This window comes from Seohaeicola sp. 4SK31 (genome assembly GCF_028802875.1).
Lineage (GTDB): Bacteria > Pseudomonadota > Alphaproteobacteria > Rhodobacterales > Rhodobacteraceae > Seohaeicola.
The window spans coordinates 109682-129585 of sequence record NZ_JARAMP010000014.1; the positions used below are offsets into that span (position 1 = coordinate 109682).

At 60.6% G+C, this 19904-nt stretch carries 19 protein-coding genes and 1 pseudogene; 10 read left to right on the plus strand and 10 right to left on the minus strand.

The genetic code is table 11. The annotated features are described in order from the left end of the window. Positions 1 to 87: 87 nt before the first annotated feature. Together PVW27_RS13245 and PVW27_RS13250 are read right to left on the minus strand one after the other, a co-directional pair. A complete protein-coding gene (locus tag PVW27_RS13245; RefSeq protein WP_274558424.1) occupies positions 88 to 615 on the minus strand; it encodes a nicotinate phosphoribosyltransferase in 528 nt (175 codons plus the stop codon). Positions 616 to 768: 153 nt separating this feature from the next. Then, positions 769 to 1062: pseudogene (locus tag PVW27_RS13250) on the minus strand (integrase core domain-containing protein); the annotation flags it as partial. A gap of 185 nt (positions 1063 to 1247) precedes the next feature. Here PVW27_RS13250 and PVW27_RS13255 point away from each other — a divergent pair. Then, positions 1248 to 1730 (plus strand): hypothetical protein, encoded by a 483-nt coding sequence (locus PVW27_RS13255; RefSeq protein ID WP_274558426.1) that lies wholly within the window; start codon positions 1248 to 1250, stop codon positions 1728 to 1730. A gap of 353 nt (positions 1731 to 2083) precedes the next feature. On the opposite strand, the gene PVW27_RS13260 is transcribed toward PVW27_RS13255, so the two are convergent. From PVW27_RS13260 to PVW27_RS13285, 6 genes are read right to left on the minus strand one after another with little or no spacing between them, the layout of a single operon-like run. After that, positions 2084 to 2335 (minus strand): NnrT protein, encoded by a 252-nt coding sequence (locus tag PVW27_RS13260; protein ID WP_274558428.1) that lies wholly within the window; start codon positions 2333 to 2335, stop codon positions 2084 to 2086. After that, the gene (locus tag PVW27_RS13265; protein WP_274558429.1) at positions 2332 to 2508 is read right to left on the minus strand and encodes a protein NnrT; all 177 of its coding nucleotides are present in this window, start codon (positions 2506 to 2508) and stop codon (positions 2332 to 2334) included. The genes PVW27_RS13260 and PVW27_RS13265 overlap by 4 nt, the downstream gene beginning before the upstream one ends. A gap of 1 nt (position 2509) precedes the next feature. Further along, a complete protein-coding gene (locus PVW27_RS13270) occupies positions 2510 to 4396 on the minus strand; it encodes a nitric oxide reductase activation protein NorD (protein WP_274558433.1) in 1887 nt (628 codons plus the stop codon). Positions 4397 to 4401: 5 nt separating this feature from the next. Next, positions 4402 to 5196, minus strand: a complete 795-nt coding sequence (locus tag PVW27_RS13275) for a CbbQ/NirQ/NorQ/GpvN family protein (protein ID WP_274558435.1) — start codon at positions 5194 to 5196, stop codon at positions 4402 to 4404. A 3-nt stretch (positions 5197 to 5199) separates the two neighbouring features. Further along, on the minus strand, positions 5200 to 6549 hold the full coding sequence (locus PVW27_RS13280) for a cbb3-type cytochrome c oxidase subunit I (protein ID WP_274558437.1): 1350 nt from the start codon (positions 6547 to 6549) through the stop codon (positions 5200 to 5202). 12 nt (positions 6550 to 6561) lie between these two features. Beyond that, positions 6562 to 7014, minus strand: coding sequence for a c-type cytochrome (locus PVW27_RS13285; protein WP_274558439.1), 453 nt, complete (start codon positions 7012 to 7014; stop codon positions 6562 to 6564). A 124-nt stretch (positions 7015 to 7138) separates the two neighbouring features. On the opposite strand from PVW27_RS13285, the gene PVW27_RS13290 reads away from it, so the two are divergent. Beyond that, positions 7139 to 7360: a DUF1858 domain-containing protein gene (locus tag PVW27_RS13290; protein WP_274558441.1), complete on the plus strand. Its 222-nt coding sequence runs from the start codon at positions 7139 to 7141 to the stop codon at positions 7358 to 7360. Here PVW27_RS13290 and PVW27_RS13295 read toward each other — a convergent pair. Continuing rightward, the gene (locus tag PVW27_RS13295) at positions 7338 to 8060 is read right to left on the minus strand and encodes a Crp/Fnr family transcriptional regulator (RefSeq protein WP_274558443.1); all 723 of its coding nucleotides are present in this window, start codon (positions 8058 to 8060) and stop codon (positions 7338 to 7340) included. The genes PVW27_RS13290 and PVW27_RS13295 overlap by 23 nt on opposite strands. Positions 8061 to 8195: 135 nt before the next feature. Between PVW27_RS13295 and PVW27_RS13300 the strand changes: the two genes are divergently transcribed. From PVW27_RS13300 to PVW27_RS13330, 7 genes are all read left to right on the plus strand, one after another. Beyond that, the gene (locus PVW27_RS13300; protein WP_338019957.1) at positions 8196 to 8633 is read left to right on the plus strand and encodes a pseudoazurin; all 438 of its coding nucleotides are present in this window, start codon (positions 8196 to 8198) and stop codon (positions 8631 to 8633) included. Between the two features lie 62 nt (positions 8634 to 8695). After that, complete coding sequence (gene nirK, locus PVW27_RS13305; protein WP_274558444.1) at positions 8696 to 9913, plus strand: copper-containing nitrite reductase; 1218 nt, start codon at positions 8696 to 8698, stop codon at positions 9911 to 9913. 42 nt (positions 9914 to 9955) lie between these two features. Continuing rightward, positions 9956 to 10714 carry a formylglycine-generating enzyme family protein gene (locus tag PVW27_RS13310; RefSeq protein ID WP_274558446.1) on the plus strand — a complete coding sequence of 253 codons (759 nt, stop codon included), beginning with the start codon at positions 9956 to 9958 and terminating at the stop codon, positions 10712 to 10714. Positions 10715 to 10992: 278 nt separating this feature from the next. Next, positions 10993 to 12387: an amidase gene (locus tag PVW27_RS13315; protein WP_274558448.1), complete on the plus strand. Its 1395-nt coding sequence runs from the start codon at positions 10993 to 10995 to the stop codon at positions 12385 to 12387. Between the two features lie 494 nt (positions 12388 to 12881). Then, positions 12882 to 14108 (plus strand): ATP-grasp domain-containing protein, encoded by a 1227-nt coding sequence (locus tag PVW27_RS13320; protein ID WP_338019958.1) that lies wholly within the window; start codon positions 12882 to 12884, stop codon positions 14106 to 14108. Positions 14109 to 14276: 168 nt separating this feature from the next. Further along, positions 14277 to 16271 (plus strand): hypothetical protein, encoded by a 1995-nt coding sequence (locus tag PVW27_RS13325; protein ID WP_274558451.1) that lies wholly within the window; start codon positions 14277 to 14279, stop codon positions 16269 to 16271. A gap of 228 nt (positions 16272 to 16499) precedes the next feature. After that, positions 16500 to 17321: an isoprenylcysteine carboxylmethyltransferase family protein gene (locus PVW27_RS13330; RefSeq protein WP_274558452.1), complete on the plus strand. Its 822-nt coding sequence runs from the start codon at positions 16500 to 16502 to the stop codon at positions 17319 to 17321. A gap of 137 nt (positions 17322 to 17458) precedes the next feature. Here the strand turns inward: PVW27_RS13330 and PVW27_RS13335 are convergent, their stop codons facing one another. Further along, entirely contained in the window at positions 17459 to 18148 is a 690-nt protein-coding gene (locus PVW27_RS13335; RefSeq protein ID WP_274558454.1) for a DUF1236 domain-containing protein, read from the minus strand. A 562-nt stretch (positions 18149 to 18710) separates the two neighbouring features. Here PVW27_RS13335 and PVW27_RS13340 point away from each other — a divergent pair. Continuing rightward, complete coding sequence (locus PVW27_RS13340; RefSeq protein WP_274558456.1) at positions 18711 to 19877, plus strand: amidohydrolase; 1167 nt, start codon at positions 18711 to 18713, stop codon at positions 19875 to 19877. Positions 19878 to 19904: the final 27 nt, after the last annotated feature.

Below are 19904 nucleotides of genomic sequence, written 5' to 3' on the forward strand. Positions count from 1 at the left end.
CAGATCCAAGAAGGAACGCCACGCTGCACAGGCAGCGTGGCGTCAGATCATCTTGACGCAAGCGTGCAAGACTATGCCTCAGTCGTCTCAGATAGTGTCGTCCACCACCAATGTGACCTCACCCGAGGTGCTGGAGTTCACAGCAACAACCTGATCCACTGAATAGCCTTCGGCTTCCAGCATTTCCGTCAAAGCGGCATTTGCTTCAATGCTTGCGCGCAAGTCCGAGATGTTCTCCTCCTGTTTGCTCAGCGCATTCTCGAGAGCGCTGGCATTTTCAGCCGCCTCACCTTTCAGGTCAGACATCAGAACGATGGTCGTGTCCGTCTGCGCGTCGACACCGGACAACATCTCGGCGGAGACCTCGCCGGTCTGCAGCCCGGAGATCAGTTGCCCATAGGTCTGATTTCCGGCATTCGAATTGCCATTGTTCTGCCCGGAGGCCGCAGCATTTCCAGAAGCATTTGCGGACACATCAGCACCCGCATTAGCGTCTGCGGTGCCGCCGACGCTGACACCTGCGTCACCGCCGACAGTGGCCGTCTGGGCAATTGCAGCTGTGGAGAATGTCGTTGCCATAAGAACGGCAACAAGGGATTTCATGGTCGTGTTCATAGTAGCGTCTCCTTTACTCAGCCCAGTGACTCTGGGCGGGGTGAAGAGGAAACCCGAAACATTGGACCACGTTCCTTGAGGCGCTTGCAGGTGGCAGGATACTGCCGAAGTGCGACGGTTGGTCTGCCCCCATCGAGTGGTCCAGTTTGAATGTTAATGCATGGTAGGCCGCTGGACTATCGGGACGACACGTTCGCGCGCTGGTGGACGGTATCCGAATGCGCTGTGCGGCCTGACCGTATTGTAGTGGCAACGCCATTTCTCGATGAGGATCTGGGCCTCACGCAGGCTGTAGAAGACCTCACCATTCAAAAGTTCGTCTCGGAACCGTGCGTTGAAGCTCTCGCAGTAGCCGTTTTCCCAGGGTGAACCCGGTGCGATGAAGGCCGTCTTGGTTCCCACCGCGCCGATCCAGGCGCGCACCTTCTTTGCAATGAACTCCGCGCCATAGCATGTTGGGAATAACGCGCTGTTGAGGGTTATGGGCGCCTGCGCAGCCTCCAAAATTGCGCAGCAGGTGGCCATAACCGGATCTCAGGTCTCTATGGTGGTTTTGCGAACCGCACCAAACAGCAGACCGGATCGATGATACGATTTCCAAGGGTCTCAGCTTTACGCCGGATCGCATTGCCTTGTTTGGCTATGCGCATGTGCCATGGGTATCAAAACGGCAGAAGCTGATCGACAAACCTGCGCTACCGGATGACAACGCACGTTTCACTTTCGCGACCTTGGCGGCGCCCCTATTTGTCGATGCCGGGCTGACGCCCATTGAAATTCACCATTCTGCCCGGTCCGGTGATGCTTTGGACGTTGCCTTTCACACCGGTCGGCTGCGGCGCAATTTTCAAGGATATACGGCTGACACGTGCCCAACGTTGATCGGGCTCGGCGCGTGGTCAATTTCCCGCTTCCCTGCCGGCTATGTTCAGAACGGCCCAGCCACGGCGGCTTATATCCAGCGCATTGGGGCAGGCGAATCTGCAGGATCGCGAGGGTGTGCTTTGTCGGAAGACGACACCCTGCGCGCCCGGGCCATTGAGCTTCTGATGTTAACTTCCAGCTTGATCTATCTGTTTTGGAGTTGGAATTCGGTCCACGAGCCGGAATCTTGATATCCGCTTTTGAAGATATCGCCGAGAAGTTCAGTCCGTTTGTGACCTGGGATAGTCATCGCTTGAAGATTGTTCCGGAAGGCCGGTCCCTGACGCGGATGATCGCCGCTGCCTTCGATCAGCATATGCCAGATCGTCTGACCTATTCCCGCGCCACCTGCGCATTTCCGAGGATGCATGTCGCTTTTTCTTGCGATGCGGGTTTTGTGTCGTCGAAGGGTGGATTGAGCGGTTGCAAGTTCCTTGCCCCTGACCATCCAAGCTGCGCCAAAGCGGAGCGCCCCTCGCATCCCGAGCAAAAAAGCGCAGGCCCCTGTTGCAGGCGTATCTTCTCTGCCGAGGATTGCGCCCTTTCAGGCACCTGTCTGCTCTTCTTCGCCCGCGTCCGCGACATCCATCAGATGCCGGATATGGCGCGCGAAATACCATGTGGCTGGGGCACCGATGAGGCAACCCAAGCCGATTGACCAGCCGGTCGAGGTGACCGGCCCCCCAATCCAACTAAAGATAAGCGAGGCGAAAAACACGTTCACCGCCGCCGCCCCGGCCCCGAGCGGGTAAAGCGCCATGGCGATCCGCGCCGTAGACCACCCAGCGCGCGTCATCGTCTGGCTACCAGCCATTGCACGAATGCCAAGGCCGCGATCATGGCAAGGCTGCCGATGGCGAACCACAGCTCCGCCGTGGCCGATTGCGCCTGCGGGATGGGGCGGTCGAAGCTTTCCGCAAAGACGGGGGCGGCCATCATGATGGCGCAGAGGGATGTCAGAGTTCGCATGTCAATTCTCCTGTGAGAGGGTGCGATAGATATCGGGAAGCGCCCGCGTCAGGCGCTCGGGGTCAGGCAGAAGGGTGAAGCCACCCCGCCCGAAGATGCGGGCGAACCAGTCCTGCCCGTCGGCGTCGATGATGATGCCATGCAGGCTCTGGCCGCTAATGCGGGCCTCGCGCACGGCCTTGTGGCTGTCCTCGATGCCGTGCTGGCCCTCGTAATGGTCCAGATCGTTGGGTTTGCCATCGGTCAGCACAATCAGCAGCTTGCGCAGGCTCGGCTCCTCGGCCAGTTGCGCACTGACATGGCGGATCGCGGCGCCAAGGCGCGTGTAGTGCCCCGGTTTCAACGCGCCTATATTGGCGATGATACCGGGTGACATCGGGTCCTTGAAACCCTTGCACCGCGTCAGGAATACCCGGTCCCGGCGCAGCGAGGAGAATCCCCATACCCCCAGACGGTCGCCCGCCGCGTCGATCCCGCAGGCCAGCGCCGCCATTGCCTCGCGCGCCACGTCGATCACGCAGGTGTCGCCGATCGCGGCCTCGGTCGACCGCGATGTGTCGATCAAAAAGGCCACCGACAGGTCACGCTCGATCTGGCGGCTTGATTGCCAGATGCGGTCGGATCCGCGCCCGGTCGCGGCTTGATCCGCCCGCGCCGTCAGCAGCGCGTCCAGATCAAGCTCCGGCCCGTCAATCTGGCGCGGTTGCAGCACCCGGCGCGGGCGCAACGCCTCGAATTGGCGGCGCACCTCGCGCATCCGGCGGGCATCCGGCACGAAAGGCGCGCCATCGGGGCAGGCGTCCACCTCAAGCACGCGGCAATGATCCGGCATATAGCTGCGGGACCGATGGTTCCATTCGGGATAGGTATGCACCCCCGCCAGCGCCTCGTGATCCGCGTCCGAGGGCGACAGGTCCAGATGCAGCCGCAGCCGGGTCGCGGTCTTGCGGTCTTGTTTCGACAGGACGATCTCGTCCTGATCCTCGGCGGCTTTCTGGGCATTCTCGTCGTCGTCATCGACGATGCTGCGGTTGATGTTCAGCGACTCGACCCATGACAGGATCGATTCAAAGCGGTGGATGATGAAACTGTCCTTGCGGTTGTGTTGGTCCTGATCCTTGCGTTGCCCAATTTTGCGGCTGGTCGTCTGTACCGCATCTGGGGTGCGGGCGGTGTGGTCATCCTGTTCCTCACCTGCCGCCGCACCTGCGCCCGGGCGCACGAAGCGCAACCAGATCGGCAGAGGGGCGAAGGGCATATGGCCTCTCACCTCCGGCGCGGCGGTCACGGAGAGGGCGTGGCCGCCAAGCTGATCGCGGATCGCCTGCTCCAGCCGCGCCTCATGGGGTGGGCGGAACACCTCGGGCCGCGCCGCCAGACACGCGGCTGCCATCGCCGCATAGCGCGTGCGCAGACCAGGGCAGGCTGCATAAACCGCGTCTGACGCAGCAGCATTGGCGCGGATCTGGGCGCAGTCCCATCCCGGCCCCGCATCCGGCAATTCCGCCGGATGGGTGTCACCCCTGGCTGCCATCGCGGTCAGCCAGAAATAGGCCGACCGGTTGAGGGTTGAATCGGGAAAGGCCGCGATGAAGGGCGGCAGGCACAGCCTTTCCCCGTCAAAGCTCGCCACCCATTCGCGGTCCCGCTCGGCCCCCAACCTGCGGCGCAACGGCCGGCGATGCCGCGCCAGCGTGGGCGCGACCTCGGCCAGTTCCACACCCGCCGCACCGCCCATCGCCCGGAACAGTACGGCAAGGCTTTGCCGCACCGATACCAGCGTGACTGCGGCGTCGGGATAGGTGACCTCGGCACCGATCCGGCTGGCCATGTCATGCCATAGATTGCCGACTGTCTCTTCCGGTTCCATCAAATCAAGAAGATGCATGATCCTTATCCGTAGATCGTGGCGGCCAGATCGCGCAGCGCTTGCTGAACATCCGGCTCGTCGGTCAGCGGGTCGATGATCGCGGCGTCCAGCGCCTGGTCGACCCCCATGCCATGCGCCATCAAGGTGGCCGCATAGATCAGCAGCCGGGTCGAGACGCCTTCCTCCAGATCCATGCCGGAGAGTTTGCGGATATGCCCCGCCAGTCGTACCAAGGGCGCCACGCGCGCGGCGTCTAACCCGCTTTCGCGGGCCACGACCACCATTTCTGTCTGGGGATCGGGGAAGTCGAACGACACCGACAAGAACCGCTGCCGGGTCGAGGGTTTCATCCGTTTGAGCACGTTCTGATATCCGGGGTTGTAGCTGGCCACCAGCATGAAGCCCTTGGGCGCGACGAGTTCCTCACCCGTCCGGTCGATCATCAGGGTGCGGCGCGTGTCGGTCAGCGGATGCAAGACCACGGTCACATCCTTGCGCGCCTCCACCACCTCGTCGAGATAGCAGATCCCCCCCTCGCGCACCGCGCGGGTCAGAGGGCCGTCGACCCAGACAGTCTCACCACCCTTCAGCAGATAGCGCCCGATCAGGTCGGCGGCGGACAGATCGTCATGACAGGCAACGGTGTAAAGCGGTTTGCCCAGACGCGCCGCCATATATTCGACAAAGCGCGTCTTGCCGCAGCCGGTCGGCCCCTTCAAAAGAAGGGGCAAACCATTGGAATAAGCGGTCTCGAACAAGGCGCATTCGCGCCCAGTTGCTTGGTAGAAGGGTAGAGTGGGAGTTGTTGCGATATTCATCGGTCATTCTCCCGGAACAGGGTTTGCAGGTCCGGGCGCGATCACCTCGGTCTGGCGGACCACCAGCAAGGAATAGATGAAGAGCAAGGCCCCGATCACGACCGCCGCACCCGCGCCGAACCGCATGAGATAGAAGATCGACAGACTTTCCTGCACCTCCATGTAATAGTCGCCCACGACGCGTTGCATATGCGTCTGGATCGTGCCCGCGAAGGTCAGCACGAAGGTCATGAAGGCCATACCCCCGGTCATCAGCCAGAAGGACGCCATGTTCAGCACCTGATTATAGGGCGCGCGTTCCCGCAGCATCGGCATGGCATAGGTGAAGATCGCAAGGTTCAGCGCGACATAGGCCCCGTAGAAGGCAAGGTGCCCGTGCGCGGCGGTGATCTGCGTGCCGTGGCTGTAGAAGTTCACACCGTGCAGAGTATGCAGAAAGCCCCAGACACCCGCTCCGAAGAAGGCGACGGTGGACGATCCCAACGACCACAGAAGTGCGGCCTTGTTGGGATGGTTCCTGCGCCCCTTCCACACCATGACGAAGGCAAAGGACATCATCAGGAAGAAGGGGATCACCTCGAAGGTCGAAAAGATCGACCCGATCCACTGCCAATAGCCCGGCAGACCGATCCAGTAGAAATGGTGCCCGGTCCCGAGGATACCAGAGAACAGCGCCGTGGCGACGATGACGTACAGCCATTTCTCGACTACCTCGCGGTCCACACCCGTCAGCTTTAGCAGCAGAAAGGCAAGGATCGCCGCCATCACCAACTCCCAAGTCGCCTCCACCCACAGGTGGACGACGAACCACCAATACATCTTGTCCAGTGACAGGTTGTCCGGGTTGATGAAGGCAAAGATCCACAGCAGCGACAGCAGCCACATGCCCATCAGCAGCACATTGGTAATCGCGGTCTTTTTGCCCGCCAGCACGGTCATCGAGATGTTGAGCAGGAAGATCAGCGCCGCGACAAGGATGCCGAACTTGACCCACAAGGGTTGCTCCAGAAACTCCCGCCCGCCGTGGATGCCCACAAGATATGAACCGACAGCCCCCAGCGTGCCCACCACAAGGATGATCAACTGGAGATAGGCCAGCTTCGGCGACCATACTTCGCGTTCCGATTCCTCGGGAACCAGAAAATAGGCCGCTCCGAAAAAGCCCAGCAGCAGCCAGACGATCAGCGCGTTGGTATGGATCATGCGGATCACGTTAAAGGGCAGGATCTCCGACAGGAAATTCGGCGAGACATAGATCCAGCCCGCCAGCAGCCCGCCCAGCACCTGAATGCCGAACAGCGCCATCGCCGCCAGAAAGTACCAGTAGGCCACTTTTTGAGATTGGTATTTCATTTGTTTGCTCCTTCAGCCGGCGTCATTGGGCGGCCAGCCCTGCGTGTCTGTCTGGTCGGCCCAACGCAGGAACTCCGCGAGGCCGCGAATATCTTCGTCGGTCAGCTCATAGCGTGGCATCTGACGGCGGCCCTCAATGCCGCTGGGCTGGCTTTCGATCCAGCCTTTGAGGGTTTCGAACGCATCCTCGGGGTAATCCTGCACACCCCAGCGGGTCATCACATTGCCAAGCTCGGGCGCGAAATAGGCGCCCTCGCCATGCAGGCTGTGACAGTTGATGCAGGAGTTCTCTTCCCAAACATGTTTGCCGCGAATGACTGCATCGCTCAGCGGCATTCCGGCCGTGGACACTTCGACCACGTATTTATGTGAATGGACGGTCATCCCAACGAAGATCACGACAAAAAAGATCGAGCCCCCGTAGAAGATGTTGCGCGCCCGCGATTTCGTAAGGAATTCAGCCATCTCGCGGCCTCCGTTGAAAGGTGGATGCCACTGGTTCTAACGCGCCGAACGGATCGCAGTTTGCGCCAGAACAACGTTTGGCGCGGTTCCTTGGCTAAACTGGCTCCAAGGAAGCGAGGACAATATGAAAGCAGAACGTCTCGATGATCCGGATCTGCCGCTCCAGGACCTCATGGAGCGATGGCCTGAAACCATCCCGGTTTTCATCCATCACAGGATGATGTGCGTCGGCTGTCTGGTCGGCCCATTCCACACGGTCCTGGACGCTTGCGCCGAATACGGTCTGGATGTGGACAGGTTCTACCGCGAGCTGACGGTGGCGATCACACCGTTGCAGATGAAATAAGGACAAGCTGATGCGGATCGCAAACCGTGATCCGCTTGCGCTGGCTTGCGACCAACCCCTGCTTTTCCCACGCGCTCAGCATCCGGCTGACGGTATGCAGCGTGGTCCCGGTCATCTCCGACAAATCTTGACGGGTGATCGGAAAATCAATCTCGATCCCATCCGCCACCTTGCGCCCCGTCTGGTTGATCAGGCGCAGCAGCGCATTAGCCACCCGTTGCTCCACCTGCAGCGTGGCCATCTCCATGATCCGGGTATTCATCTCGCCGATCCGGTGGCCCACGGTCTTATAGGTCTCGGTCGCGAAACCGGGGTAATCGGCCACGAACTGATCCCAGAGCCGTGTCGGCCAAGACAGGGCCAGCGCCTCTGCCGCCGTGATCGCCGTCGCGGGATAGGTGTCGCGCCCCAGCGCCTTTGCAATGCCGAACAACTGCCCGCTGGGAATATGCAGCGCGATCACCTGCTCGCCTTGCGGCGAGATCCGCACCACCCGGATATAGCCGTCCAGCAGCATGAAAAACCGCTCCGCCTCATGGCCTTCCTCGAAAATCGCGGTGCCGATGTCATAGCGGCGCGCACTGGCCTGATCCAGGATTTCGCGGATCTGGCGGGTGTCGAGCTGCGAAAAGGGTGGCAGATGCGTCAGCAAACTCTCGTCCAGACGAAGCTGTGGCTTGGGACGTCTGGCGTATTTCATCGGGCCATCCTCGACTGCCGGTTTCTGCGGTTCTTGATTCAGATCAAGAAAAACAGGCTGTTTTTGTTGTGCCCCAACAATGTTCGGGCGCTCGAAACCTCTATCATCAATCCCAACGCAACACGAAAGGATAAGATGATGTTCAAGACATTCGCCTCCGCCCTCGTTCTCTCGGTCGTACTCGGAGGGGCCGCTTTTGCTGAAACCCATGAGGTCAAAATGCTCAACAAGGGCGCTGACGGCGAGCGCATGGTGTTCGAACCTGCGTTCCTGAAAATCGCCCCCGGCGACACCGTCGTCTTCCTGCCCACCGACAAAAGCCATAACGCGGAAACACTCAGCGAGATGATGCCCGAAGGGGCCGCAGGCTTTGAAGGCAAGATCAACCAGCAGGTGGAATACACCTTCGACGTGGACGGCCTCTATGGCGTGATCTGCAAGCCGCATTACGCGATGGGCATGGTCATGACGATCGAAGTCGGTGACGTGGATGCCGCCCCCGCCAGTTACTTTGAGGGGCGCGTGCCCAAGAAGGCCAAGGAACGGTTCGACGCGCAGATGTCGAACCTCTGACCCACGATTTTCGGTGCGCGGGCATGACGCCCGCCACCTCTCTCAGCCTCATGGAGGACACCATGACCACTTTCCTCAACCCCGGAACCTTGAAGACCAGCCGCCGCAACGTCTTGCGCGGGTCGGTGCTGGCCGGTGCCGCCGCCCTGACCGGGGCCAGCGCCATGGCCGTGCCCCGCGCACCCAAGATGGACATTGCCAATCGCACCTCGGCCAAGCTTTACAAAGCCTCGGCCAATCCGGCGATCGAATCTACTGCCAAGCCCGCCGATCTGTCCGGCTATACCCGCGTCCGCCAAGAGATGGTGGCCCCGCCCTATGCCCCCGCACATGAGCAGATCGCCACGGGCGGCCCCAAGATCATCGAAGTCCTTCTGGAAACAACCGAGCGTCTGATGGTCGTGGACGAAGACACCGGCGCCAGCATCTGGGCGCTGACCTTCAACGGCTCGGTCCCCGGCCCGCTGATCATCTGCCACGAGGGCGACATGGTCGAAGTGACCCTGCGCAACCCGGCAAGCAGCATGATGGAGCACAATATCGACTTCCACGCCGCAACGGGTGCCTTGGGTGGCGGTGGCCTGACTCATGTCTATCCTGGCGAGGAATGCGTGCTGCGATGGAAGGCGACGAAACCGGGCTGCTTCACCTATCACTGCGCGCCGGGCGGGGCGATGATCCCCTATCACGTCACCCATGGCATGAACGGCGCGGTCATGGTGCTGCCGCGCGACGGCCTCAAGGACCGGGACGGCAACCCTCTGACATACGACAAGATCGCCTATATCGGCGAGCAGGACTACTACCTGCCGAAAGACGAAAACGGCGATTACAGATCCTACAGCACAGCAGGCGACGACTATGCCGACAGCCTTGATGCGATGCGGACCCTGACCCCCACACATTGCGTGTTCAACGGCGCAGTCGGGGCAATCACAGGCGACAAGGCGATGCATTTCAACGTCGGCGAGACCGTGTTGATGATCCACAATCAGGCCAACCGCGACACGCGGCCCCACCTGATCGGCGGTCATGGCAACTATGTCTGGGAGACATCCTTCAGCGATGCCCCCCTGACCGGGCTTGAGACATGGTTCGTGCGCGGGGGCACAGCAGTGGCGGCGATGTATACGTTCGAGCAGCCGGGGGTTTACGCTTATGTGAACCACAACCTGATCGAAGCGGCCCTGTTGGGCGCGACCGCGCATTTCATCGTGCATGGCGATTGGGACAATACCCTGATGGAACAGGTCGTGGCACCGCGCAGCTTTGCAACGTGATCGGACCGTTGGCCCTGCAAGTCTGACCTGAAAGGAAACCAGATGAACGCCGCTACCCGCCCTTCGCACTCTCGCAGAACATCGCTGCGTCTTGCGTCTCTGGGTCTGGTATCGGTGGCCATCCTTGGGGCCGTGCTTGCTACGCGCGGCCCCGATCCTGCTTTTCTGCCCGACATGACCGACCAGCCCGTGATCATGGCGGATGGCCACGCGATCTTCGTGCAACGCCATGAGGTGACGATCGCCGAATGGAACCGTTGTGCTGCACAGAACGCCTGCCAATTGAACCTGCGCGCACCTGCCCATCTTGACCCGGCCACGACACCGGCCACCGGCCTCAGCTATCTGGACGCGCAGGATTATATCGCGTGGATCAACCGCAACACCGGCCATGCCTTCCGCCTGCCGACCCTGGCGGAATGGGATGCTTTGGCGGCCGCGGTGCTGCCTGAAAAACCCGCTCCGCTCTTCACCGACCCCGCCCTGACATGGGCGTCAAGCTACCTGACCGAAGGTCTGGCCCCGCGCCTGCTGCAACAACAGGGCAGTTTCTCGACCTCGCCCGATGGGATCGCCGATCTGGACGGCAGCGTCTGGGAATGGACACAAGACTGCTATGCCGGCACCGCAGAAGGTATAGACGCCGACCGTTGCCCCGCCTTTTTCGTCGGTGGCGAACATGTCGCTGCAATGCCCTTTCTTGTGCGAGACCCGGCCCGTGGAGGCTGCGCCGTGGGAACCCCACCCGCCCATTTGGGACTACGCCTTGTTACGGACCTACGCGTAATCGCAGCGACTTAACCCTTTGTTCGCTTTGACACCATCCACCCTACGAGAGTGCTGCACCACACGCGAATGACCGGTCTGGCAAGGCTGCACCGCAGCACGCACAAAGCCCTTGGCGGCCGACCACCAGCAGTGGTCTACTCACTGCAAATCGAAGCAACCCAACCCGATCAGCAGGAGCAAATCAGAGCTTAAAAAGCGCCAGATACTGCCCAAGGAATGGGGAGCACCTCAATCTGTTGTTTGCAGCGTCTCCGCGTGCCTATCATGATGAAGGGTCGAGCGGAGGGATGATGTCGGACTTTCTTTTCAAAAGTCTTGAGGAGCTCAGTGACGGATTGGCCGACAAGGCCTTTTCCGCATCAGAGCTTCTTGAGCATACCATCGCGCAATACGCACGACTGGAACCCCGGCTGAACATGTTCAGCCATGTGGATTTCGAGGCTGCACGGATCAGCGCCAAGGCCAGCGACGACAGGATCAGACTGGGCGAGAGGATAAGTGTGCTGGACGGCATTCCCACCTCGGTCAAGGATTTGATCGCCGTCAAGGACATGCCCCAGCGGTTCGGATCGCGGGCCGTCTCTGACACGCCTGTGGCGGAGGATGCCCCGTCGGTGGAGCGGCTGCGAAGGGCAGGTGCTGTGATCCTTGGTAAATCCACGACAAGCGAGTTTGGCTGCAAGGCCGTTGGCGACAGCCCATTGACCGGGATCACGCGCAATCCGTGGAACACTGACAAAACACCGGGTGGGTCCAGCTGTGGTGCCGCAGCGATTGTTGCGGCCGGGCTTGTGCCCTATGCCATTGGCACGGACGGTGGCGGCTCGATCCGGATTCCGGCATCCCTTTGTGGGTTGTTCGGCATCAAGGCGCAATTCGGACGTGTTCCCGTATTTCCCACATCAGCCACGCCGACCTTGGCGCATGTCGGACCGCTTGCCCGCAACGCGGCTGATGCCGCAACGGTCCTGTCCGTGATCGCGGGCTTCGATCGGCGGGATCCGGCCAGCGTGCAGGGTGGCTTGTCCTGTCTGGACAGCATCAGCCAAACGCCACGCCGGCTTCGGATCGCATGGAGCCCGACCCTGGGCTATGGCCGTGTCGACCCTGAGGTAGCCGAAATTACGCAGAAAGCTGTTGCTTTGATTGCCGGGCTAGACACAGAGGTCGCGCAGGTCGCTCATGTCATGGACGATCCGGTGGATCTTTGGACTGCCGAATTCTATGCCGGTGTCGGCACGAAACTGCGCCAGACCGTGCTGGACACGCCCGCGATGTTGGACCCAGCGGTTCTTGCCGTATTGCATTCGGCCTTGTCGCAGGACATGCAGAGCTATTACCGAAAGGTTTTTGACCGCTACGCCTTCCGCGAGACGATGCGGCAGTTCTTCTCGCGCTTTGACCTGCTCCTCACCCCGACACTGCCCGTTGCCGCTTTTGATGTGGGACGGGACGTGCCACCCGGTCATGAGGACAAAAACATCGTGTCCTGGGCAAGCTTTACCTATCCTTTCAACCTGACGGGACAGCCAGCAGCGTCCATGCCGGTTGGCATGACAAAGCACGGACTTCCGGTCGGACTACAAATTGTGGCGCCCAGTCACGATGAAGCGGCCATCTTTGATCTGGCTGCGCGCTATGAACGGGCCACGCGGACATCGCAGGTCTTTCGCCCACCTGTCTGACATGCTGACGTCCTGTTTCCATAGCCGGATTGACCGTTTAGCCGGTTGCACGCAGGGGTCCCCGGTGTAAGACCGGCAGTGCTTGCGACAGATCTTCGCTCACCGGTTCGTCGGGAATGGCTTCGATGGCTCATCCGCTGAGAAAGTTGCCGAAGGTAGCCAGCGCCGGCAATTGATCGTAGATCATCGTGAACAGCACGAGGATCGTCGAAACCTGCATCACCTGTGTTCTTTGCCCAAGCTTGCCGTAGGGTCTGACATGGTTTGATCCTCTTGAGAGGGATGGTTCACAGTCACCACCTCTTGGTCATTTCCTGAGTATTCGGAAGCTTCCGAAGCTGCTGTAATTAAAGATTTTCGTCCGCAGATCGCGAAATTTACGCAACCGAGAAAATCCCAAGAAATAAAGCGATATTCTTTGCAAATATTCGATGAGGTTGTTTTTTTCGAACCTTGTGATAGGTAAAGCAGCTTCAAACCAACAAGGAGTTAGGATGACCGATAAGAATTCGGACAAAGGTTTTATTGCGGTTTTGGGTTGGAGCTTGCGCTGTATTGATGCGCTTGAGAAATTCGACCGCAGGTATGTCATCGTCGCTCCCGCTTGGGCTGAAGCCTATGCTGTCGAGCACGACATACCTTTCGTCGCATGGGACTTTGAGCGGTTGAACGACCGGTCCTTCGAGCTTGCCACGACGCTGGACGAGATGGGGGTAGATGTGGCCATTCCCCTGTTCGAAGAAACAGTCGAGTGGGCGGGTGCTGTGAACTCCGTGTTGATGAAGAATCCACGCTTGCTGGGTCAATCCATGCTGTTCCGCGATAAATCATTGATGAAACGGCGTGCGCAGTTGGGTGGCATCCGCGTTGGCATCTTTGAGGAAGCGATGGATCAGACCGACGTGATCCGCTTTCTCAGACGTGTGAACCAGACGTTGCTGAAGCTGGATGGCGACCCGAATGATCCGATCCACTTCAAGGCGTTCGACAAGGCGGGGTGTCTGGGACACCGCGTGATCCGCACGGCGGACGATGTAGCGTCAATCTCAGATGATGAATTTCCGGCGCTTCTGGAAAGTCATCTGGATGGCTGGGAATTCGCGGTCGAGGCGTGGATCAAGGATGGCAAAATTCAATTTCTGAATATCTCAGAATATGTCACTTTGGGTTATTCCGTTTTTGTTCCAGCTACACCTGAATTGGAACAGTGGCGGGGCCGTATTACTCAGGAAATCGAAAAACTGATTGAAGTGTTCGATATCGATTTCGGCTTCATTCACCCTGAGTATTTCGTCACCTCTGACGGCACAATGTATTTCGGCGAAGTGGCCTATCGCCCGCCGGGCTTCAACGTGTTCGAACTGCTGGAGCGCGCCTACGGGTTCAACGCCTATCAGGCGCTGGTTCTGGTGTTTGACCCCAAGACCACGCAGGACGAACTTGACGCCTTCTTCCCGACCCCAGTCGAGGATGCGAAGGGGCATGCCGGTTGCTTTGGCGTCTATCCACGCCGCCGCGTGGTCAGCAATCTTGAAATCCCGCCCGAGACAGAGAACCACCCCTATTTTGACTTTCACGAGCTTAACCCGCCGCATGCCCAGAAGGTGACCAAGCGAACGGCGTTCGGCACGCATTGGGGCCTTGTCTACTTCTATGGGGAGGACGCGGTCGAAATGCGCGATTTGCTGAAGGCGCAGGAAGAATTGGACTACTATCTGTGATAGTCCCGCGGGCTCCACTGGCTGGCGCGGCACCGCATGATCTGGTGCGTCTGTGTTGTTGATCCCTCGGGATTGCCGCATTCTTGAAGTGACGGGCGGCGGCATTCACAGTGTCCCGGCCAATTGAATAAGGTCGACGCTATGGTCGAAGCCGACATGACATCACCCATGAATGCAGACGGACAGCTTGGATCGCTTCTCGACCGGCTTGACCGACAGATCAATGGCCTGCAAAGCGCGTCGCGTATCGGCAAGAACGACCACGCCCTGCGCGTGCTGGATGTGGCGCGTCGGGTGCTGCTGCACGAGGATGGATTACCGGCACTGCGCCAGCGGGCCGGCACCATGGACGAAGCTGGCCTGTTCTCCGGCACAGATTGGGGACGTCCGGCTCAACTGCTGCCCGGCCTTGTCAAACACACGCTGACACATGCTGCTCAGCAGACGATCACATTGGAAGCGGTCAGTCTGTTGCGCTTTCTTGTGGTTGCGACGGGCGAACACGCTACGCCCGATCTCTCACCCTCTCAGGCCGAACAGTTTCTGACACAGGTTCTCGCCCTCAATCTGGATAGGGTGTTGGGGCAGGGGCTGGATGAGGCGCAGCGCCGCGAGCACAATGCGCTGACACCTGCCATTGAACGATTGATGCGTTATCTGGTGCAAGAGGTCGGGACGGACGGCGTCTTGGATCACCTGATAGCCGAGATCTGGCGCATCATGGCGCAGCGGCCTTTGCAGGTCGATCACGTCAAGGCGATGATCGCGCAGATCGCACAGGCCTTGCAAACCGGCTCCTCTCGCGCCTCCGACGTTCATCGCGGGGCAGACAGGTTGATCAGCGCCCTGTTCGGACCAACCACTCTGAGCCGGGAGGACCCGGGCATTCCGGCTTATATCGACAGACTGTCACGAGCGGACGAGCGCATGGTTCAGGACGAGGCCTATGCCTTGGCCCGCGCCATGCACGACACAGGATTGGTCTCGGACTATCACGCAGGCTTTCTCCGATGGGCAGCCGAGGCCGATCAGGCCAAGATGCTTCCCGATGCCTTGGGCCTGTCCAGCACTGGGCTTGATGCCTTGCGCTGCTACGAGCCGTTGGTGCGCGCCTTGGTCGATGCCGCAATCCAGCCCGGCACAGCGCAGGCAATCTACGGCCTGGCGCTCATGCTGGAACGCGGCATTCTGTATTCCCCGCCGATCGCGCCGTCCCTGTGGCGCCTGTTGGAAACACCTCTGACCGAGGGGTGCGCAAGCGCCTTAGAGGCCACCTGCGGCACCGCCCTGCCTCCACGAACGCAATTGATTGCAGGGGTCATCATGCTCTTGGGCCAACCCCTTGGTGTCGGTCAGGGCAACAATCCGACCTGCCAATCGGCTCGGGCGTTGTCGATGTGGGCGCTGAACGATCCTGACTATCTTCTCTGGCTGATCGCACAGGTGACACGCAGGGACAGGCTGGTGCTGCATTTCGAGGGCGAGCCGCTCGACTCCGCAACCCTGCCGCCCGGCCTCGCCACATCAGCGCTACTGGATGCCGATCCGGTGTCCGTCTTGCTGGTGCCGCATCTGGATCGCGCCTATGCCGAAATGGGCCGACGATGTATAGGCCGCCCCGAGGACCCGCATCGCTGGATCAATCCTGAACTGCACGGCTGGTGGGTTGGGCGCGATTTTCACATCGCCGTCGATGTCGCTACGGGCGCATTGAAGAACTACGAAAGTTTCCTGCGCCATTTCCACGCTTCTTATCACCCGCAATACAACGGCAACCAACCCGTGATCCACCCGCAGCCTGCCGGGATCGCGGTGACGGACTCCAACGCGACCTTTGTAGGATGGCACGCCATCACTCTGATCCGAGTTGGTTTGGACCCAACTGGGCAGATGCGCGTCTACTTCTTCAATCCCAACAATGACAGCGGACAAGATTGGGGGCACGGTATCGTTGTCTCGACCCAAGGCAACGGAGAACGTTTCGGTGAAGGCTCACTGCCCTTCGAGGATTTCGCTGCCCGGCTCTACCTGTTCCACGATGACGGGTTGTCGTCCCTTGCTCCAGTGTCTGTGCCGAACGACCAAATCGCAAGCATTGCATCGAAAGGGCTGAAAAGCTGGGCTGCTGATCGTGCCTACGAGTCGCATACGACGCCAGACTGAGGTGCCAGTGCAGGCCTCTTCTGCAAATTATCTTATCATCCCCTTGGGTGGACCCACTCAAGTGGTACACTAATTGTCATAGTCTTATGCTGTTTTCAGGAGGATCAAGAGATAGCTGGAACCTTCGTCCCGATAGACCAGCGGCCTACCATGCATTAACATTCGAACTGGACCACTCGATGGGGACAGACCAGCGTGCGATGGCCCTCGATATCGTGGCGAGTGCCGATGTTCTCTGATCCGCGCTTTACCGGCCTCGCGCATCTGATGCTGGCCGCTTTGCGCCCGCCGCCCGGACGGGGGCGCATTGCCTTGGCGCTCGGGCTTAGCCTGACGACGCATCTGGTCTTTGCCGCCGCCGTGCTGGCCATGGTCATCGCGATGTTCTTCGGCATGAGCGAAAGCCTTGGACGCGTGCCGCAGCCCTGGGCCTGGTTGGTGAATGCCCTCCTGATCGTGCAATTCCCGTTGGCTCATTCGGCCCTGCTGACCCGACCCGGCGGCAAGCTCTTGGCACGGCTTGTTCCCGGCCCGCATGGCGCGACGCTGGCCACCACAACCTATGCGCTGATCGCGTCCGTGCAATTGCTGGCGCTCTTTACGCTCTGGACCCCGTCCGGGATCATCTGGTGGCGCGCCGAGGGGGTGATGTTCTGGGCCGTCATCGCGGTCTATGCGCTGTCATGGCTGCTGTTGATGAAAGCCAGCTTCGATGCGGGCGCCGAGGTGCAGTCGGGTGCGCTTGGCTGGATGTCTCTGATGGCGCGGATCGCTCCGCGTTTCCCGGATATGCCGACGGCGGGGCTCTTTCGCGTGATCCGCCAGCCGATCTATGTGGCTTTCGCGCTCACCCTTTGGACCGTGCCGGTCTGGACGCCGGATCAGCTGATGCTGGCGCTCAGCTATACCGCCTATTGCCTGCTGGCCCCGCGCCTCAAGGAGCGGCGGTTTGCCGACCGCTATGGCGCGCGTTTTGCGCGCTACCGCGCGGCGGTGCCCTATGTCTTGCCCGACCTGACCCGAAGGACAGCCGATGCAAAACGATCGTAGGCGTTGTGAACATCACGCCCGGGATCTGGCCCGACCTGGGTCGGATGGTTTCCCTTCAAGCACCGGCGACCCTGTCAGGCAAAAACGCTCAGGCCCGGCAGATGCCGGGCCTTTACGTGTGTGTCCAGATGCCGGTCTTAGCGGATAACGCGCACGATCGCGTTGTTTTCCGGGTTCACCAGAACCGTCTCGCCATTGATGCTGACATAGCGATATTCCGGCTGCGACGGGATTTCATAGAGGGTCACGTTCTGCGGCACGCCTGCGCCGACCGCAACCTCGCCATCCAGATAGACGGTTTCGACAGGATTACGTTCGATATAGGTCACTGTTTCCGTGGTCGGCTCGACTGCGGCGGATCCTGCCGCGCCGCCAAGGATGCCACCTGCGATCACACCACCCACGGGACCACCGGCCGCATAGGCCGCGAGCGATCCGATCACGACACCGGCGGTTGCTCCTGTGCGCTGATCCTTCAGCGTCTCTTCGGTGTCTTCATAGGTTATGGTAGTTACGTCCACGGTCGCGGGACGCTCGGTCACGACATAGGCCTGATCGTCCGCGCTGACCGTCAGGTAGGGGGCATAGGACCACCCCTCGACACCGTCATGGGACACCTTGCACCAGCTGCCATCTGCGACGCATCCATCCAGCGCTGCGCTTTCGCCGCTGGGGATCACACCGACGACAGCGTAGGTGTTACCAGGGCCGCTGCGGATGTTCAGATCAGTCACGGCGCTGGTATCCATGGCCGCGGCCGCGATGGGCAGGCCCGCCACAAGGACCAGGGACGACAAAATCGTGGATTTTGCAAACTTGGGTTTCATGTCTTTTCTCCTCATTTGCCGCGACGCAGTTTATTTGCAGCCATCGCTGCGGTGTCGCGGCGGACAAGGTAAAGACGCGTGGACCCTTGTGTTGTTCCCATGCAATTGCGCGACCTGTCCCTGATCAGTGGCAGGATCTTGCCTGCGCGCGCGAATATCGGCGGGGAATGGCCGGACCTTCGGCCCGAGGGAACTGTTCATTGGCGCGATAGTTTCAACAAGTTGGTTGCCCGCGTTCAGCGGCAGCCATCAGGGCGCGGCAAGGCCGATCAGATACACAATCCAAGGGCAACCCCCAGTAGGATCAGCCCGCCATGACATGTCGTCACCTCGTGGCATAAGCGGCCTCCGTCGCGCACGGATGCGGCGCTGGCCGGTTCTGCCACTCTGCCGCATCTACCTGGAAAACCTCTCGCTGATGTCATCCGACATGACGCGCATCGCCTACCGATGAGGGCGGGCTCTGCAATCGCAGGTTTCTCGGATCAATGCTCTTACTGTAAACCGGGACTGACGGCTGCTATTCCTGTCTGCAATGCGCTGGACGTCCCAAGGAGAGATCATGCTGACAAACACCGACGTGGCCGAACTGACCGAATTCCGCCAGCATCTGCACCAGCATCCCGAAGTCTCGGGGCAGGAGGAGTGGACGGCGGCGCAGGTTGTTGCCGCGCTCAGGGCGCTGCATCCGGCACAGGTGATCACAGGGCTGGGCGGGCATGGTGTTGCGGCGGTCTGGGATGGGCAGGAGCCGGGTCCGACCGTGATGTTCCGCTGCGAACTCGACGCGCTGCCCATCACGGAAATCTCGGACGCGGCGCATCGGTCCCGCATCCCCGGCAAGGGGCATCTGTGCGGCCATGACGGGCATATGGCGATCCTGCTGGGTCTCGCGCGTCTGGTGGCGCGCCATCCGCCCTTGCGCGGGCGGATCGTGCTGATGTTCCAACCCGCCGAGGAGGACGGATCAGGTGCCGCCGCCGTCGTGGCAGATCCGAAGTTTCAGCAGATTAAACCCGATCTGGGCTTTGCCCTGCACAATATGCCGAGTCATCCTCTGGGCCGGGCCATCATCGCGCCGGGTCCGGCCAGCTGTGCGTCCGAAGGGCTGCGGGTAGTGTTTCATGGCAAGACATCCCATGCCTCGATGCCGGAAAAGGGCCTGTCGCCCGCGCTGGCCCTGGCCCATCTGATGCCCGCCGCACTGGCCGCCGGTCCGGGTGGCGACCTCGGCCCCGGGTTCCGTCTGGTCAGTATCTGTCACGCCCGGATGGGAGAGCCGGCCTTTGGCATCACGCCGGGCGAGGGGGAGCTTTGGCTGACCCTGCGCACCCTTGTGGATGAGGATATGGAAGCGCTGCGCCAGGCGGTGATGGCCAAGGCCCGAGAGCTGGCCGAGCAGTATCACCTGTCCGTCGCGTTCACCCATCACGACCGCTTTGCCGCCTGCACGAACCACCCCGAGGCGACCGCGGCGATCACGGATGCGCTGGACGATCTGGGGGTCGCGCGGGACACCGTCGGCCTACCGATGCGCGCCTCCGAGGATTTTGGCCAGTTCGGCCATCATGCCGGAACGGCCATGTTCCTGCTGGGCGCGGGCGAGGGCTGCGCCTCGCTGCACAATCCCGATTATGATTTTCCCGATGCCCTGATCCCGACCGGCGTTGCCATCTTTGACCGTATCCGGGCCGGATTGCTGGGCCTTGTCCCTGCACCTGCAAACTGATGCGGTGGCAGGCAGCAGCCGTCATGT